Source organism: Acinetobacter sp. GN11 (assembly GCF_054823985.1).
This window is the reverse complement of record NZ_JRVL01000245.1, coordinates 1-16,573: the sequence shown is the minus strand read 5'-3', so window position 1 is coordinate 16,573 and position 16,573 is coordinate 1. Positions and strand designations below refer to the sequence as shown.

General features: G+C 37.5%; 16 protein-coding genes and 1 pseudogene. 7 read left to right on the top strand and 10 right to left on the bottom strand.

Translation table 11 applies throughout. The features are described from left to right. Both NL42_RS17575 and NL42_RS17570 read left to right on the top strand, forming a co-directional pair. On the top strand, positions 1–581 hold a 581-nt coding region (locus NL42_RS17575), incomplete at its 5' end, for an FAD-dependent oxidoreductase (protein WP_461313735.1). A 174-nt stretch (positions 582–755) separates the two neighbouring features. Then, on the top strand, positions 756–1,100 hold the full coding sequence (locus tag NL42_RS17570) for a hypothetical protein (protein ID WP_461313734.1): 345 nt from the start codon (positions 756–758) through the stop codon (positions 1,098–1,100). Between the two features lie 61 nt (positions 1,101–1,161). On the opposite strand, the gene NL42_RS17565 is transcribed toward NL42_RS17570, so the two are convergent. After that, a complete protein-coding gene (locus NL42_RS17565; RefSeq protein WP_016138765.1) occupies positions 1,162–1,773 on the bottom strand; it encodes a glutathione binding-like protein in 612 nt (203 codons plus the stop codon). A 207-nt stretch (positions 1,774–1,980) separates the two neighbouring features. Beyond that, entirely contained in the window at positions 1,981–4,419 is a 2,439-nt protein-coding gene (locus NL42_RS17560; RefSeq protein WP_461313733.1) for an ExeM/NucH family extracellular endonuclease, read from the bottom strand. 145 nt (positions 4,420–4,564) lie between these two features. On the opposite strand from NL42_RS17560, the gene trmB reads away from it, so the two are divergent. After that, a complete protein-coding gene (gene trmB, locus NL42_RS17555; protein WP_017389075.1) occupies positions 4,565–5,281 on the top strand; it encodes a tRNA (guanosine(46)-N7)-methyltransferase TrmB in 717 nt (238 codons plus the stop codon). Positions 5,282–5,463: 182 nt separating this feature from the next. Further along, positions 5,464–6,678 (top strand): tyrosine-type recombinase/integrase, encoded by a 1,215-nt coding sequence (locus NL42_RS17550; protein WP_461313732.1) that lies wholly within the window; start codon positions 5,464–5,466, stop codon positions 6,676–6,678. 266 nt (positions 6,679–6,944) lie between these two features. Here the strand turns inward: NL42_RS17550 and NL42_RS17545 are convergent. Both NL42_RS17545 and NL42_RS17540 read right to left on the bottom strand, forming a co-directional pair. Beyond that, positions 6,945–7,031: pseudogene (locus NL42_RS17545) on the bottom strand (hypothetical protein); the annotation flags it as partial. Then, complete coding sequence (locus NL42_RS17540) at positions 7,024–8,286, bottom strand: replication-associated recombination protein A (protein WP_461313736.1); 1,263 nt, start codon at positions 8,284–8,286, stop codon at positions 7,024–7,026. The gene NL42_RS17540 and the pseudogene NL42_RS17545, both read right to left, overlap by 8 nt. Positions 8,287–8,633: 347 nt before the next feature. On the opposite strand from NL42_RS17540, the gene NL42_RS17535 reads away from it, so the two are divergent. Further along, a complete protein-coding gene (locus NL42_RS17535; protein ID WP_461313731.1) occupies positions 8,634–9,500 on the top strand; it encodes a helix-turn-helix domain-containing protein in 867 nt (288 codons plus the stop codon). A 537-nt stretch (positions 9,501–10,037) separates the two neighbouring features. Here NL42_RS17535 and NL42_RS17530 read toward each other — a convergent pair. The 3 genes from NL42_RS17530 to NL42_RS17520 all read right to left on the bottom strand — a co-directional run bounded on the left by NL42_RS17530 (position 10,038) and on the right by NL42_RS17520 (position 12,465). Next, positions 10,038–10,436, bottom strand: coding sequence for a TfoX/Sxy family protein (locus NL42_RS17530; protein WP_461313730.1), 399 nt, complete (start codon positions 10,434–10,436; stop codon positions 10,038–10,040). Positions 10,437–10,725: 289 nt separating this feature from the next. Beyond that, positions 10,726–11,157 (bottom strand): YybH family protein, encoded by a 432-nt coding sequence (locus NL42_RS17525; RefSeq protein WP_461313729.1) that lies wholly within the window; start codon positions 11,155–11,157, stop codon positions 10,726–10,728. Positions 11,158–11,706: 549 nt separating this feature from the next. Then, a complete protein-coding gene (locus NL42_RS17520) occupies positions 11,707–12,465 on the bottom strand; it encodes an SDR family NAD(P)-dependent oxidoreductase (RefSeq protein WP_461313728.1) in 759 nt (252 codons plus the stop codon). 115 nt (positions 12,466–12,580) lie between these two features. Between NL42_RS17520 and NL42_RS17515 the strand changes: the two genes are divergently transcribed. Beyond that, positions 12,581–13,507, top strand: coding sequence for an AraC family transcriptional regulator (locus NL42_RS17515; RefSeq protein ID WP_461313727.1), 927 nt, complete (start codon positions 12,581–12,583; stop codon positions 13,505–13,507). A gap of 128 nt (positions 13,508–13,635) precedes the next feature. Here the strand turns inward: NL42_RS17515 and NL42_RS17510 are convergent, their stop codons facing one another. Both NL42_RS17510 and NL42_RS17505 read right to left on the bottom strand, forming a co-directional pair. After that, positions 13,636–13,989 carry an MmcQ/YjbR family DNA-binding protein gene (locus NL42_RS17510; protein WP_461313726.1) on the bottom strand — a complete coding sequence of 118 codons (354 nt, stop codon included), beginning with the start codon at positions 13,987–13,989 and terminating at the stop codon, positions 13,636–13,638. Between the two features lie 50 nt (positions 13,990–14,039). Beyond that, positions 14,040–14,546: an Lrp/AsnC family transcriptional regulator gene (locus tag NL42_RS17505; protein WP_461313725.1), complete on the bottom strand. Its 507-nt coding sequence runs from the start codon at positions 14,544–14,546 to the stop codon at positions 14,040–14,042. Between the two features lie 141 nt (positions 14,547–14,687). On the opposite strand from NL42_RS17505, the gene NL42_RS17500 reads away from it, so the two are divergent. Then, on the top strand, positions 14,688–15,290 hold the full coding sequence (locus NL42_RS17500) for a LysE family translocator (RefSeq protein ID WP_461313724.1): 603 nt from the start codon (positions 14,688–14,690) through the stop codon (positions 15,288–15,290). Positions 15,291–15,832: 542 nt separating this feature from the next. Here the strand turns inward: NL42_RS17500 and NL42_RS17495 are convergent. Beyond that, positions 15,833–16,399: a PAS domain-containing protein gene (locus NL42_RS17495; protein WP_461313723.1), complete on the bottom strand. Its 567-nt coding sequence runs from the start codon at positions 16,397–16,399 to the stop codon at positions 15,833–15,835. Between the last annotated feature and the right edge of the window lie 174 nt (positions 16,400–16,573).

Genomic DNA, 16,573 nt, shown 5'->3' with positions numbered 1-16,573 from the left:
TGAATGTACCGGGTGAGCAAGAATACCGTACCCGTGGTGTCGCGTACTGCCCACACTGTGATGGTCCATTGTTCAAAGGCAAACGTGTTGCCGTGATTGGTGGTGGTAACTCAGGTGTTGAAGCTGCAATTGACCTTGCAGGGATTGTTGAGCATGTGACTTTGGTTGAGTTCGACACAAAACTTCGTGCAGACCAAGTTTTGCAAAACAAACTGCATAGCTTGCCAAACACAACTGTGATTATGAATGCCTTAAGTACAGAAGTATTAGGTGACGGATCACAAGTGACTGGTCTTAAATATAAAGACCGTGCCACTGATAAAGAGCATGTAGTAGAACTTGCAGGGATCTTTGTACAGATTGGTTTACTGCCAAATACTGACTTCTTAAAAGACAGTGAAGTTGAGTTAACCAACCGTGGTGAGATCATTGTGAATGACCGCAATGAAACCAATGTCAAAGGTGTATTTGCTGCGGGTGACTGTACAACAGTACCTTACAAGCAAATCATTATTGCCACAGGTGAAGGCGCTAAAGCATCACTCTCTGCGTTTGATTACATCATCCGTTCTGGGCTATAAAATTTAGTCAAACCAGTACGATTTAACCCAAGCCTAGCATTACAAAATGCTAGGCTTTTTTAATATTGGAGTTACAACTCTTTAACAATTTTCGATCTTTATTAATCAGTTAGTTTATGTTTATATTTTAGACATCCATAATTTTGGATGCCATGAATTAGAAGGAAAAACACAATGAATAAATTACTTGTTGCTTTAGGTCTTGCTGCGACCGTTGCTCTTGTTGGATGTAATAAAGATAAAGCGCCAGAAACAGGTGCGACAACGGGTGAACACTTAGAAAATGCTGCTCAACAAGCAACTGCTGATATCAAATCTGCTGGTGACAAAGCTGCAAGCGATATTGCTACTGCAACTGATAAAGCGACTGCAAAAATTGATGCTGCAACTGACCATGCTGCTGATGCTACCGCTGAAGCTGCTGCAAAAACTGAAGCAACTGCTCGTAAGGCAACTGCCGATACAGCTCAAGCTGTTGAAAAGACCGCTGCTGAAGTAAAAAAAGATGCTCAACACTAATCTCTAGAAATAAAAAAGCCCCTGTTCATACAGGGGCTTTTTTTAAAGTCTAAAAAACTAATTATGAAATTAGACCTTCATCACGCATCGCAATTTGTACAGATTGACGCTCTGCAACTTTATTACGTAATGCAATAATGTGCTTATATGGCGTTAGATCATGCTCAATTGAGTTTGACCAGTTTGTTAAAACAAATAGATAAGCATCTGCTGGGCCAAAATTATCATTTACTAAATAATCATAATCAGATTCAGACAAATAGTTATCGATATATTTTAAAAGGCGATCAATTTCTGCATAAGCTTTAGTTTTTTCATCAGTTGTTAATGACGCCCCAAAGAAGACTGCATATGCATCATGTAATTCAGAGTTCAAATATCCCAACCACTCCAATACTTTCGCACGGCCCATCCCTGATGGAGGAATTAAATCTTGTTTAGGGTCATGCTGAGCAAGAAACGGTAAAATCGCAACGTTTTCAGTTAACATTAAACCCGGATTAATTTCTAAAGCTGGTACATATCCTTTTGGATTAATCTCGTAATAATCTGCGCCTTTTTCTGTTTTATGAGTTTTTAAATTTACCCGTTCTAAGTCAAAATCAACATTAATTTCATTTAAAATAATATGTGCAGCTAAAGAACATGCGCCTGGCGAATAATATAATTTCATATCTGATCCTTGTTATCTCATATTAACGTTTTAAATTGCTTCTAGAAAACCTGCAAGGTTTGCCCAATTCTTTAATTGTAAAAAAGCGTAAACTTATAAAATACTTACACCATCTAATATTCTTCAAAAAGTCATTCCTTGCAAGTTGTCTTGCGTGACGATTGTTTAAAATATGATAAAACACATTTGCGTCACGCAATTTTTCCGTTAATTACGCTTAAAAAGCTGACTAAGCCAGTTCACTAATTCAGTTAAGAAATCAAAAATCCCATTTTTCTTATCATCGTCAGGATGAGTTGAGTCTTTTCCATTTAAATCCAGATCGACAATTACAGGGTCATGATCCGAAGAACGATAAGCATCTTCACCATAGAACAATGCCTTTTGCTCATCTGTTTTATATTCTTCGTTGTAATCTAAAAGCGTTGGTTCATCTGCATTGATATGCCATGCAAATGTTCTGACCACTTTTGGATATAAAGCTGCATCAGCAATTGCATGATCTAGGTTACCTGCTCCACCATTACCGTTGGCATCACTCGCAACACCAAAAACATAACTATATGCCTGAGTACCCTGACCAACCTTAGTGTCATTAAGTAAAACTTTATAGTTCGCTTTCTCAAATGACAAAATAGGTTCTTCTTTTGCGTAACTGTTCATATCCCCTACAAGTAAAGCATTTTGCTTAGGCACTTGAGTTGGATTTTTCGCGAGCCATTGCACAATTTGATCAACGGCTTTCACACGAGTTGGATTCCAGCAGCCTTGACCATCTTTTTGGTCTGCATCAGTAGAGTTTGCATCTACTCCAGTACAGCCCTTTGACTTCAAATGGTTTGGAATAACGGTAAATGTTTTATTGCCACGAACTGCTTGGAAACTTTGCGCCAAAGTTGTTCGGTTCTTGTCGCCTAAATCAAGCACAACAGGTTTATTTAAAGGCTTAACACGTTTGCTGTTATAGATAATAGCAACTGCGATTGCATCATCACCTAAACGATCTAAGTTTTCAGGAACCACATATTTCCAATCGCTACCTAAAGCTTTGGTCAAATTGGCAATTGCACTGTTAGGTCCATAACCATTGTTCGCAATTTCCATTAAACCGTAAACATCGGCATCAATCGCTTTTAATGCACTCACAATTTTACGATGCTGTTTATCAAACTCAGCTTGTGTTGTCGCACCACGCTCTGTTGGGAAACCCGTTGCGCCATTGTCATAATTCAAAACGTTAAATGAAGCTACACGAATGTGATTCGCATTTTTAGTAAGAACGCTTTGACGTGGGTTTGTTTGAGTAATAACTTCAGGCTGATTACGTCCAAGCACAGGTTGTACACGCCAACCATTAAAACGGTATTCTAAAATACCTTCAGCATTTTTAAGTTGATAACCCGAGCGTAACGTATTGGCAGCACTAAAATTGCTTGGTAACCAAGGTGTACGGTTTTGATTGTTATAGCCATCATCAAAAATAATTTTCGATAATAAATTTTTCTGAGCTAGAGCTTTAGCTTCTGGCGACAAGGCTGGATATAAATTAGTTGGGATATATAAGCGGCCTAAACTCAGCGACAATTCACCATAACGGCCATAATTATAGTTCTCGCTCACCGTTAAAGTCTGAGGTAATTTGACCAACATCCCTTGATAACGCTGCGGTGAATTAATTGAGCCACTCGTTAAACTAGCAAACGGAAGTTCAAGGCTAATCGGCTGAACCTGATTTGCCATATTGCTATTACAGGTTTGAATATCTTGTTGTAATTGATCTATCTGTAGCTGGTTTTGGTAGCTTGTTAAACGGCCACGTAAAATAACTTCATCGCCAACTTGTCCACCTTTTACCGCACTGCTATTTGGAATATAAACAAAAATGGCATTGCTGACATTTGCACGTGCTTTTGTGTCTGGTGTCTGAACATAAAAACCAGAGAAACCATTGACATAACGATAGTCAGCTGTAATCACACCACGCACAGTATAAGTCTGGTCTTGAGTGGCTGCCGCCAAGTCAGCAATGGCTGTATCTGAGCTTGAGCAACTTACTGTTTCAACAGGAGGCTGAGTTGTAGAACCTGATAAATTTGAAAAGTCATTTCGGTTTGTCCATGCCGACCATGAATGATCCAAATCAAATGCTGCGGTTGCATCAACACTTAAAGCTGGGTTTTCTGTTTCAATACGCTTAAAACTATTTCCCAAGCTTGAAACTGCCGTCCCCCATCCCGCTGCTGGACGCTCACCAATACGCCCAAAACGGTCTACAGGCGTTCCTTTATAAACAAGTACAACCGCATCATCTCCATTAAAAGATAAAGCAGCCACCTGATTAACTTTACTTCCAAGCTCTGTTTGCAACTCAGAACGACCTACCAAAAACTTCTGCTTACTCGCGAGTGTGCCTTGTAAACGAAAAGCCACAGTCTTTGCTGTACCACCATTATTAAATTGTTGAATCTCATAATCGGCTAAATTAACTGTAGCGCCATCTGGATTATAAATTTCCAAGCCTTTTTTATTGCTGCTGCCATCAACATATTGGCTAAACATCAGCTGCGCTTGAGCAACTGAGCTATATGAAAATGCACCTAATGCACTTAAAAAGACCGAAAGTGTTCTTAATTGAAAAGTTTTCATGAGTAAAAGTGTTCATATGAGTTTTAATTAGTCTCTTAGAGTAAATATTGATCATGACATCTACATGAAGAAAAACACCGAAACATTTGACTTGATCCCATGAAGACTTAAAATACCGCATTTGAATTTCAATATTGCCAAGGTTATGTCGATCGATCAGTTAGAAACGCAAATTGCAGACTTAGACAATTTGCCTGAACACCGTGAAATTGTGACGTTTATGCGTCGTTCAGCACCACTTAATACGTCTCAACGCACGGCATTAGAACAACATCGCGATTTAATTTTGGAATATCCTGTTGGCGACCTACGTCAACACTTCGAACACCCAGAGCGTCCATTAACTGTTGAAATCGGTTTTGGTATGGGTCGTTCGTTAGTACTTATGGCAAAAGCAAACCCTGAACGTAACTATGTGGGTATTGAAGTCCATGTGCCAGGTATTGCCCAATGTTTATATGAAGCAGGTATAGCAGAAGTTAAAAACTTACGTGTACTTGATGCAGACGCGATTCAGGTTTTACGTGAAATGCCAGACAACAGCATTAACTGTGTTCAGCTTTACTTCCCAGATCCTTGGCAAAAGAAACGTCATTTCAAACGTCGTTTTGTTGCTCATGAGCGTATGCCATTGGTTGAACAAAAACTTGAGCTTGGGGGTACGTTCCATGCTGCAACAGATTGGGAACCGTATGCTGAATGGATGCTAGATGTATTAGATAATCGTCCAGATCTTGAAAACTTAGCAGGTAAAGGCAATAGCTACCCACGTCCAGACTGGCGCCCAGTGACTAAGTTCGAACGCCGTGGTATTGAGTCAGGTCATAAGATTAATGACTTTATCTTTAAGAAAATAAATTAAAAATCCAGATAATTCCGACCCCATCTAATCTAATCCAAAAAACTAAAAATAGCATTAAATATCTTTTATTTAATGCTATTTTTCTAACTTACCGCATCCAAATTAGTCTAATACATGCTAAACTTTTTTAGTCTCAAAATAGTATCAGAATACAAAAAATAGTCTCAAATATAGGTATTAAAATGAATGTAAATACAATCATTTTCTCAACTGATAGAGAAATTCAATCTTTAAAAGCTAAAGAAAAAAGGTATACAGCTAAAGATAAATTAAATAATGGTTTGTTTATCGACATAAAACCCACTGGGCGAAAAACTTGGATGTATAGGTACACTATAAATAAAAAGCAAGAAAAGTTAACTCTTGGGCATTACCCTGCAATTTCACTAAAAGATGCAAGACAATTAAGGGATGAAGTCGCTACAAAAATTGCGAAAGGCATTTCTCCTAAACAATCTACAAAAACAACCCAAATGCAATTACCGAACTTCAAAAGCTATGGTGAAAGATATGTTAATGAGGTGATTGCAAAAGATCGCACCTCAACCTCAACTATGCAATTATATTTAAATAATGATATTTATCCAATTATAGGTCATTTGTTAATTTCAGATATTACTGTCGATCAAATCAGGCAGATTATTTGGAGTCAAAAAGATCGAGGGCATGATGCTACTGCGTGGCAAATTCGTGGTCTACTTAGCAGGATGTTTGATTATGCTGTTACTCTAGGTTTAGTTCAATACAATATTGTTTCATCTATCCCAGCTAAACATGTTTATAAATATCGACCTAGAGAGCGTTTTTTGTCATACGATGAAATCACTAATTTTTACACAACGTTATTGAGTATGGATAGAATACAGCGCCCTTTTCAAATTGGCTTACTTCTTTCACTGTTAACTTTGCTACGGAAAAGTGAGCTTATTAGCGCAAAATGGGTACATATAGATTTTGAAAATAGAATTTGGGTTGTTCCTAAAACTAAAGCAGACAGTAATACTGGTAATAGCCGAGAAATGGTTGTTTTCCTTTCCGATCAAATAATAAACCTATTACTTGAACTTAGAAATTTCAATTACAGTAGTAGCTATCTCTTTGCAGGAAAAAAAATTGGAACTCATATTAGTAAAGCTACTTTGAACACTGTCCAAGAAAAAGTATTACTAAAATCCCAAATTGAACCTTTTACAATTCATGATTTACGAAGAACTGCCAGTACCCATCTTAATGAACTTGGTTTTCTAGAAAATGCTGTAGAAGCTTGTCTAAATCATAAAATTGCAGGTATAAAAGGTATCTATAATAAAGCTATATATAAAACTCAACGTATAGAAATTATGCAAAAATGGAGTGACAGAGTTTTTAGTTTAATAGAAAAGTCATCAACTATTTAGTTAATTAGGAAATTTCTACAGATTCCATAAATTACCAGTTGTTTACTTAAGCTGTGCATATCTTGAAAAAACCTAAAATATTAATAGCTGATGGGAGAGAATTTTGTAGTCAAAATTAGAATTAAGCGCATAAAACTAAGCCTCTAGCTACTGATAGCTAAAGGCTTTGCAAATACATTTCAATAATGTTTAAAAATTATATATGAAATACCATACAGGTTCTATTTAGAGAATTTATAGTCTTTAGGAAGTGAAGCATCACATGGTTAATCCATTTTTAGATTAACCATTTTCACAGGCCCATCATTGTAGGTTGTTATCTTACAGCCTTTTACAACATATAAATTATTTATTTATCTTTTTAAGATATTCCAATCTATGGATACGTTTGTTGAATTCTTTCTCATCACCTTCGTCAGTCGGAAAGTAGTAACGGTGTCCTATTAATGCTGGGGGCATAGTTTGCATAGTAGTTGTCTTATCTGGGTAATGGTGAGCTAGTTGATAACCTTTACCAAAACCGATTTCCTTCATGAGCTTGGTTGGTGCATTACGCAGATGAAGAGGAACAGGCTCACTAGGGGCATTCTTGATATCCTTAATAACATTTAACCTAGCTTGATAAATGGCATTTGATTTTGGTGCAAGTGAAAGATAAGTTACAGCTTGGGTCAAATGTACGTCACACTCTGGCATTCCCAACATCTGGCAGGATTGGAAAACATTCACTGTCAGATTCAAAGCATTACAATCTGCTAGACCAATATCTTCGCTTGCAAATCGTATCAAACGTCGTGCTATGTACACAGGGTCTTCCCCCCCTTCCAGCATTCTCGCAAGCCAGTATATGGCTGAATCAGTATCGCTATTACGCATAGATTTATGTAAAGCAGAAATTATGTTGTAATGTTCTTCGCCATTTTTATCATAGAGCATGGATTTACGATTCAACAGATCGTACAAGTGATCCTCACTAATAATAATGCCATCATCTAATTTTTTGCCATTAATTACCGCCATTTCTAATGTATTCAATGCCGTTCTAGCATCGCCATTTGCAAAGTTTGCAATAGCTAATAAAATTGAATCATCATATTTCACGTTATATTCTGCCAACCCTTGAGGGGATGAGAGCGTACGGGTTAATAAAGTCATAATGTCAGAAGAATTAAGACTTTCAAGAACAAATACCTTTGCTCTGGACAGTAATGCCGCATTGACTTCAAAAGAAGGGTTTTCTGTAGTTGCACCAATGAGGATGATACTTCCCTTTTCAACATAGGGTAAAAATACATCCTGCTGTGCTTTATTGAAACGATGTATTTCATCAACAAAGATCAGTGTTTTCTGACCAATCTGTCGGGTTAACTCAGCTTCTTCCATTATTTTCTTTATATCTTTTATACCGCCAGTAACGGCACTAAAGGTAATAATGCGTGCTTTTGTTGATTTAGCGATTATTTCAGCTAGGGTGGTTTTTCCAATGCCAGGAGCACCCCATAATATCATTGATGAAATTGAGTCTTGCTCAATCATATCGCGTAATATTTTACCCTTGCCTAATAGGTGAGGCTGGCCGACAAAATCACTTAAAGTATTTGGTCTCATCCGGATAGCAAGTGGCCTATTTCGTTGAGAATCCTGAGAAAAAAGTGTGCTCTGATACATTTAACCTCCTTTCTGGATAACGAAATTCCTGACATAATATTCTTTAAGCAGATTATCGAATGATAATAATTTGATATAAATATCATTGTATATCTATAAATTTCTTGTCTGATTTCATTCAATTTAAGGCACGGATCACGCTCTAAATCACTTCAATAAAAATAAGAATCAGAGGGTTGAGTTAATTAATAGCCAATAACGTGAATTTTATAAAATCTCACAAATAATATACTATATAGACAATACTAGTAATTAAAGGCTTTTTACGGCCATTAATGAGGTGTTTTTTGGACAAATCACAAGTTGCATTAACAGATCACTTGGGACGAGTGAAATTTCAACCAGCATCGCTACATTACGCTTACGATCTAGAGGTTATTCGTGTTTCAGATTTACAGTCACGTAGTAGTAAACTTGGTTTTCAAAGACATTACTTATATGAATGTCCTCTAATTATACTAGTCACTGAAGGAGAATGCCGACAGTGGATTGATTTCGAACCAGTTGACTGTCATAGGGGAAGTTTCCTCTCGGTTAAAGTAGGACAAGTGCATAGCCTTGGGAACTACGATGGCTGGAATGGATACATGCTGCTACTAAGACCAGACGCTTTAATTCATATTGACCACGTTTCTTCGCTGTCAGCACTACCCGCAATCTGCTCGCTAAATACTAGAGATAGTATTTTAGCTGAAATAAATCTGAAACAAATGTTTGAAGATAGTTCGCTACCCTATACAGAGCTTTCTTCAAAACTTCTTCAATTTCAACTATATGCTCTGTTAGTAAGAATAAATCTTATAGGACAAAAGGACATATCTACACCTAATAAGTCTGAGCGATACTTTCTGTATTTTCAACAACTTCTAGATCAGCATTTTAAAGAATGGCATAGCCCAGTTAAATATGCAGAAAAAATGGCTTGCAGTGAAAAGACATTATCTAGAATTTGTCTGAATAGTACTGGGCAATCAACCAAATCACTGATTACTAGACGTCTAATCCTAGAAAGCAAACGACTGCTTCATTATAGTGAGCTTAACGTAACAGAAATTAGTGAGTTACTTGGATTTAGCGAGGCAACATATTTTTGTAAATTTTTTAAACGTGAAACACAATTGAGCCCCGTGGCTTTCAGAAATCATAACAAGTGAATTTATTGCCCTTGATCAATCAAGATCAAGGACTTGAATAACTCAATTATTTAAGATTAATTTTTTGCTTCATCCGATAAATTAAAATTTAGATTCTCAGATGAAGTACTTCAATATAGATCATTTTATTGTACATATTCATGGTTGATTGACCTCCGTAACGGCATTCCAATTCTTGCACCTATGTTCAAATGGGAGTTAATATGTCAATGTCATATTCTACAAAGACATCGAAGGCAACTTTTACGTCAAATTGCACAACTTGATAATACATTCATTGGGATTCAACAAGCTGTTGTCTGGATCAGTGACAACTATAGTATCCAACTTCAGATCGAAGTATTGTGTGATGTAATCAGAAACAATATCAACTACTAAAACTTCAAACTAGTTTATTTTTTAAGTATATTTATGATCTAGGCGTGGTAATTGTAACGTCGGTTGCATTGCCCATAATCTATTACAACCAAACATATAGGTTGTAGTTTATATCCATACCAACATGAGTGTAGCCTCTAGAAACGGCATCACTATCGCTCAACCCTTAGCACTCTTAACTGCCGCACAGTAAGCATACTCGGCCCACTTCTGAAGTTGCTCCCGATCCTCAACCACATCAGCAGGTACTTCCCAGTAGGATTTTAATGTGTGCTCCTCACCTTCGCTTAAATAGCCCAAGGCGTGGGAACCTGCGGCCTCGTAATTCTTTCGCGTATCCTCATCAACTTTGAAGTAGATGCCTCCGTGCCAAGCCATAGCAAAGACATAATCTTGCCGATAGAGTGCAACGGCACCGAACATTTGCCGTGTCGTGATCTTTGCCCAGGATGAGAGCTGATCTACATAATAATCTGCAATTGCTTGATTTTTTTTTGATTGCTGGGTCATTCTTGGATCCTTTTTGCTGTGTTTGATTTCGACTTGGCTCTTTCTCATGCCCATCCCTCTTTGGCCTGTCCTGCACCCGCATTTTTCAATAACCAAATGATATGAAATCTTGATCAGTTAAGGAGTGATGCACTAGCCCACCTTGAGGGAAATGTAGTCCCCCCTTATCAAAATAGCGTACGGAGATCGTCAGATCACGCACATTCATACGAAAACATTCCTCCATAAGCCTCAAGGACTCACATCTTTTGTCCGAGGATCTCCTTGGCAAGGATCCTGACGGCTTTTGCTAGCAGATTGCCTCTACACAAGAAGTAAAGAAGGCATCATTCCTTAATCAGGAAGCCGAAGGTGTGGTCATGGACTGCGTGATCGCCCAGTTCGAATGCACGATACGCCACGCACCCGATATCTTCTGATAGACCTCTGTCGCGTTCCATGCACGTAGCAATTTTTCTGCGCCGTTGTCATCAGTAACATAGCTGCGCAGGTTGTAGCTCAGAATGGCTAAGTCACCTGCTTCACTGGTTATTACGTGTGGATTAAGATACTCACTACGCACGATGAGCGGGTTCTTGTATAGCTTTTCGATGTGATCTACGACTGCATCTCGCCCCACAAGCAGACTCTCGAGAGCGGGATCAAAGTAGCTGATGTCCTCATGATAGTTGTCGAGATAACCACTGTTGTCCCCCGTACTCCACCGCTCATTGAACGAGCGCTCCAACTCAAACACTTCCTTAGTGACCTTTTGAAGGTTGGTGTTCATCGATATTTTCCTTACTAACTATAAAATGGTATTTTCTCGTTCCTAATACAATACATAAAGGCAATAAAACGCATTTAGCTGATACTTTTCAGACAATCGTAGTCTGGCACTTCTTGACATTACCGTTGAAGGAGCAAATGAAATGATGAAAACTTCACGGTTTAGGGGTGTTCCGTATCTCAGACATGCGTCGCAAGAATAGCTGGCAAGATATGCGCAGGACGTAGGCAATACCTCTTCATGCTGATACTCATGATCAAGGGTCAAGCAAGCAAGTGCTGAACTTCGAACCCTTTATAGGCGCGGTTAGAAGTCTGCTCATGGTTAACCCTTTGCCGGCTCACAACACTTACGTCGACACGGGTTGGCTCACAGATAACGGGTTTAATGAAGACGGCACTGTAGAATCTTAACATATGGACAAAAGAGCGCTATTGAAGAGGAACTGCTTTCTAGACTATACCCTCATCTCCAACTGAAGCATGAGATAAAAGTTTAACTAGATATATCCCTAACATATAGATTAATATAAGAATTCACATTAACCAGTTACAGTAACTGACCACCTGAAATATCGAAAGTCGTTCCGTTAGCCCAAGCCATGTCATTAGACAGAATAGCTGCTACAGCACTTCCAATATCATCTGGCAGACCCACTCGACCCAACGCAATACCTTGTGCTACATAGGCGTTCACATCTTCATTGTCACGCACTACTCCCCCCCCAAAATCGGTTGCAATCGCACCTGGGGCAATTGCATTTACTCGAATTTGGCGTGAACCAAGCTCTACTGCCATGTAACGAGTCAGAACCTCAACTGCGGCTTTGACTGCTGCATAGACACTATATCCAGGCAAAGTAAAACGCACAAAGCCAGATGAGACATTCAGAATTCGACCGCCATCGACGATGATTGGTAATAATTTCTGAGTTAGAAAAATTGGACCACGAAGATGAGTTGCAACCAGCGAATCGAACTGTTCCTCTGTTGCATCGCTAAAGTTTGAAAAAAGACCATTGCCTGCATTATTGACAAGGAAGTCAAAACTTTCACGACCAAAATCAACATTAAGTGTATTAATCACTGCATGTATAAATGCTGGATAGCTTGTGGTATCTGTAATATCGAGTGGTAGCATGGTTGCTTTTACACCGAGTGCCTCGATTTCATGTTTCAGAGTGTCAGCTTCTGTGATGCCACTACGATAAGTTCCAATGATATGGATGCCACGCTTAGCAAGGTGAAGTGCCATGTTACGACCAAGACCACGGCTAGCGCCAGTGATTAGTGCAATATGATTAGTCATCAGTTATATCTCTCAATAGTAGTATTTTCTTGACCTTTTCATGATAAGAAATAACCGATTTTCAACCTACGCCTAATACACTCAACTTATTGCCTAATTATCTCAATCATCTTGCATGGCGAAGTATCGTTGCTATAATCGGTGTATGACGAACGATCTTACACAACATCTTGAGATAGCACTACGCCATGGCTCACTGGGTTTGACTGTTACACGGATCCCGCGTGTAGACCTGTGTGTCGGACAAAGCTCTACAGACAAGGCTCCTTGCCTATATCGCTCAATGATCTGCTTCATCTTACAAGGCTCAAAGCGCGTTGCGATTAACGACAATCTTTTGAGCTACGATAGTGAACAATATCTTATTAGCGCCCTTGACTTGCCTTTGATCGGACAGATTTTTGATTCTGAAGAGGGACTGCCCTACGTTGCGGTATCGCTTGTACTGAATCCGGCCATACTAGCGGAATTAGCGGCGACTATGCCGCCAGTTCACGAACGTGAACAAAAAGGCATCGGCATCATGATAAATCCGATGAACACTTCGCTCCGTGACACATTACTCCGTTTATTATCATTACTCGACACTCCTGACGATATTCCAATTCTTGCACCTTTGGTCGAACGGGAATTACTCTATCGTCTTCTACAGGGACCTCAGGGGAAACTGCTACGTCAGATTGCTCAACCTGATGGCCCATTGGATAGTATTCGACGAGCTATTGCCTGGATCAGAGACAATTATAATATCCAACTTCGGATCGAAGCATTGTGTGATGTAAGCGGCATGAGTCGGGCAAGTCTGCATCGCCACTTTCTGTCAATGACGGGTCTTAGCCCTATCCAATATCAGAAACAACTTAGATTGCAAGAAGCTCGCCAGCTTTTACTTGCTGGCATTCGCGCATCTGACGTCGCATTTGCTGTCGGCTATGAAAGCGCATCCCAGTTTAGTCGCGAATATTTACGGCAATTTGGTGTATCACCCGCTCGCGATAGGCATCAGATACGACAAGTAATTGAAAATTCAGCAACTGAGTAAAGAGTAGAATAATTTCTTGACCAGATATCATTCAGAAATCAAAAAATAAGTAATATCCTTGAACTCACTTTTAAACTGATAAAACTCGAACAAAGTTTTGACCTACTTTAAAAAATATATAAAGAACTTTAAGAAGCTAACTCATAGCTATCAACCAAAAGTTCGAATATTACTTCATTCAATAATGGTTCATTGATAAGCAAGCTAACCCAATGCTCTTTATTCATATGGTATGCAGGTAAAATACCTTCCATCATACGTAGAGACCCTGTATGTTCCAGCCTCACTTTTACATTAAGAATATCAACCTCGGTATCCGTTTTTAAACCAAGTTTAGAGCCAGTCACATTCAGTATAACAGCAAACCATTTTTTAGTGTCTTTATGGCGAAGCACAGCATAGGATGGAAACTTAGTCCAAAGATATTCTGGTTCACATTTGAAATACTCGTCAACATATTTAAATAAATCTTCTCTCTTCATATTTAATCAAACCTTTGAAGTCTGTAAATTATTTTGTTCAAATTGAGTTTTTATAAATGATCTTTTAACTCGGGGCTCGGCCCCCTTTCTAGATGAGGCGTCAACACGATATAACTTCGAGTCCCCTTAAACCCTTCAATTGAATGAATGACTTCTAAAAGTGATTCTAAAGACCTTGTATTTTCTGTTCTTACCTTTAAAAGCATTGCACTATCCCCAGCGACAGTATGAATTTCCTCAATTTCTGGTAATGCTTTAAGTAAGAGTATTGATCGAGTAACAGCCCAGCTCGTCGTATCAACATGTATGAATGCCAACAACGGGCGACCAATCTTATCACTATCTAAGCGTGCCACAATTCCATTGATTACGCCTTCATTCTTCATTTTTTTAACGCGTTCATGAACTGAAGGAGCTGATAAATGCACTTCTTTTCCAAGTTCTACATAACTCAATGATGCATCTTGCGAAAGTAAAGTTAATATTTTTCGGTCTTTTTCATCTAGGTTCACTGATCTGAACGTGTTTTTCTGAACGGCATTCGAATTTTTTTCCATTTTAAGTTTATTTATTGAGAACTAATAAAATTAGCATAACATAAATAGAATCCGAATCTAATTAGGATTCTATTTATCTACTTCTCAGCATTGGTCAATATAGCTTTTTCTAAAAGTTAAGATCCATTTATAGGTTATTTCGTGAGTTTTTCCATTCAACAATTAGCATCTTTTTCATTCCTAGCAATTATTATGTCTATTACACCCGGCCCAAATAATATTATGGTCCTTTTTTCTAGCGTACGATTTGGCACCAACAAAACACTTCCTCACATCTTAGGTGCTAGTCTTGGTAGTGCAATTATGCTGTTCTTGATTGGTATCGGATTTCACAAAATTCTAAGTACAATCCCTCAAGTGTTACTTGCTATAAAATATATGGGTATTGCTTATATTTTTTATTTATCTTGGCAAATATTTATTGATACTTCTTTAATTCAAGAAGATGATGAACAAAAACCGATGAATTTTATTCAAGCAATTCTTTTCCAATGGATTAATCCTAAATCTTGGATTATGGCGAGTGTTGCCATTTCAACTTGCTTACCAATGAATTTTACTATTCAAGATATTATTTTTTATTCAATTATATTTATTGGAATCAGCTTCCCCTGTGTATGGGTTTGGGCAATTCTTGGTTCGGTAATTACGAAATTCATAAGAAACATAAAAATCATGCGAGTATTTAATATTATTTGTTCATTTCTTCTGGTATGTTCAGGCTTACTCTTGATCTTGGAATAACAAAGGCTTTGTTACATAGACTTATCAGCAACAGCATGTATACATCTGATGCAACAGTATATATTCAATTAAAGATCAAGTAGATGTAAGAAAACAAAATTAAACACACTAAAACCTATACAAATTCTTTGGATAAAATCGTATTGGCCTAAGATATATGAGAATATTAATTTCTCAAATTTGAGCAAAATTTGGCTCTCATTTCTAAAATTTACTTAGGCAATTGCTAAAACTAGGACAACCTAGAATAAATCTAGAAATTTTTCGCCATAAGTCAAATATTTCATCATATTCGACAGCATTTCAAAAAGTACATATATTGTAAAATCTTAGAACAGATCATTAATTATATTGCTAAATAGACCTTATCGTTCTTAATAAATTCATTAAATTACCACTTCTGCTTGGCTATCAAATTTTCAATGAACTAGAATACCAACTTGAACGTTATAGCCTAGCATTTTGAAAAGTATTCAAACATGCTTATGCACAACATCATACTCAGCACTTAATAATTGCTAATAATTTTGCACTGTTAGAAGCTATAATAATATTCTCATACTATTATGAATGATAATTTTAGAGGTAAGCTCGGATTTAGAGTGAACTTCAAGTTTTTTCATTAAATTTGCTTTATGAACTTCAACAGTTCGATGAGATAAATTTAATTTTTTTGCAATTTCCTTACAAGTAAAACTATTCACAATCAATTCTGCAATTTCTGATTCACGCTGAGTTAAATTTTTGGGTGATGTTGGTATCTGATCTTTACGCTCAAAATGCCAAACCATCAATTTAAAAGGATCATCAGGAGTTAGAGTTCTACCATGAGTGTGTGCCCAAAACACCTCCCCATTTCGATGTTGCATAAAACGTTGATCTGAGTAAAAACAACTTTGTTTTTTAAGCAAACTCTTCATTGCGTCATTGCCTACCTTTTCATAGTCATCAAAACTAGGAAAAAGCTTAACAATTGGATGATCGATTAATTCCTTACGTTTATACCCAAACAAATTTTCAAAAGCAGGATTCATTTCAATAATATATCTATTACTCAACACTACAATAGGAGCTGTACAATACTCGAACGCAAGATAATTATAATCCATTATAAACATCCATTTTAAAATAATTACTTTAACAATATAAAGCATAGAAAATCAACATCAATAAAAGCTTTTCTTTAAACTTTATTACCTTAACTAAAAGATTAAGTACTTAAGTATCATTTTTTTAAAAAACCCAAAAAAGCAACAACATGCAACTGTTTTAATTGAATTTAT

Bases quoted from the DNA above. Each gene is read 5' to 3' on its own strand.
- NL42_RS17570 (WP_461313734.1), top strand. From the start codon at position 756: ATGAATAAATTACTTGTTGCTTTAGGTCTTGCTGCGACCGTTGCTCTT.
- NL42_RS17565 (WP_016138765.1), bottom strand. From the start codon at position 1,773: ATGAAATTATATTATTCGCCAGGCGCATGTTCTTTAGCTGCACATATT.
- NL42_RS17560 (WP_461313733.1), bottom strand. From the start codon at position 4,419: ATGAAAACTTTTCAATTAAGAACACTTTCGGTCTTTTTAAGTGCATTA.
- trmB (WP_017389075.1), top strand. From the start codon at position 4,565: ATGTCGATCGATCAGTTAGAAACGCAAATTGCAGACTTAGACAATTTG.
- NL42_RS17550 (WP_461313732.1), top strand. From the start codon at position 5,464: ATGAATGTAAATACAATCATTTTCTCAACTGATAGAGAAATTCAATCT.
- NL42_RS17540 (WP_461313736.1), bottom strand. From the start codon at position 8,286: ATGAGACCAAATACTTTAAGTGATTTTGTCGGCCAGCCTCACCTATTA.
- NL42_RS17530 (WP_461313730.1), bottom strand. From the start codon at position 10,436: ATGAGAAAGAGCCAAGTCGAAATCAAACACAGCAAAAAGGATCCAAGA.
- NL42_RS17525 (WP_461313729.1), bottom strand. From the start codon at position 11,157: ATGAACACCAACCTTCAAAAGGTCACTAAGGAAGTGTTTGAGTTGGAG.
- NL42_RS17520 (WP_461313728.1), bottom strand. From the start codon at position 12,465: ATGACTAATCATATTGCACTAATCACTGGCGCTAGCCGTGGTCTTGGT.
- NL42_RS17515 (WP_461313727.1), top strand. From the start codon at position 12,581: ATGGCGAAGTATCGTTGCTATAATCGGTGTATGACGAACGATCTTACA.
- NL42_RS17510 (WP_461313726.1), bottom strand. From the start codon at position 13,989: ATGAAGAGAGAAGATTTATTTAAATATGTTGACGAGTATTTCAAATGT.
- NL42_RS17505 (WP_461313725.1), bottom strand. From the start codon at position 14,546: ATGGAAAAAAATTCGAATGCCGTTCAGAAAAACACGTTCAGATCAGTG.
- NL42_RS17495 (WP_461313723.1), bottom strand. From the start codon at position 16,399: ATGGATTATAATTATCTTGCGTTCGAGTATTGTACAGCTCCTATTGTA.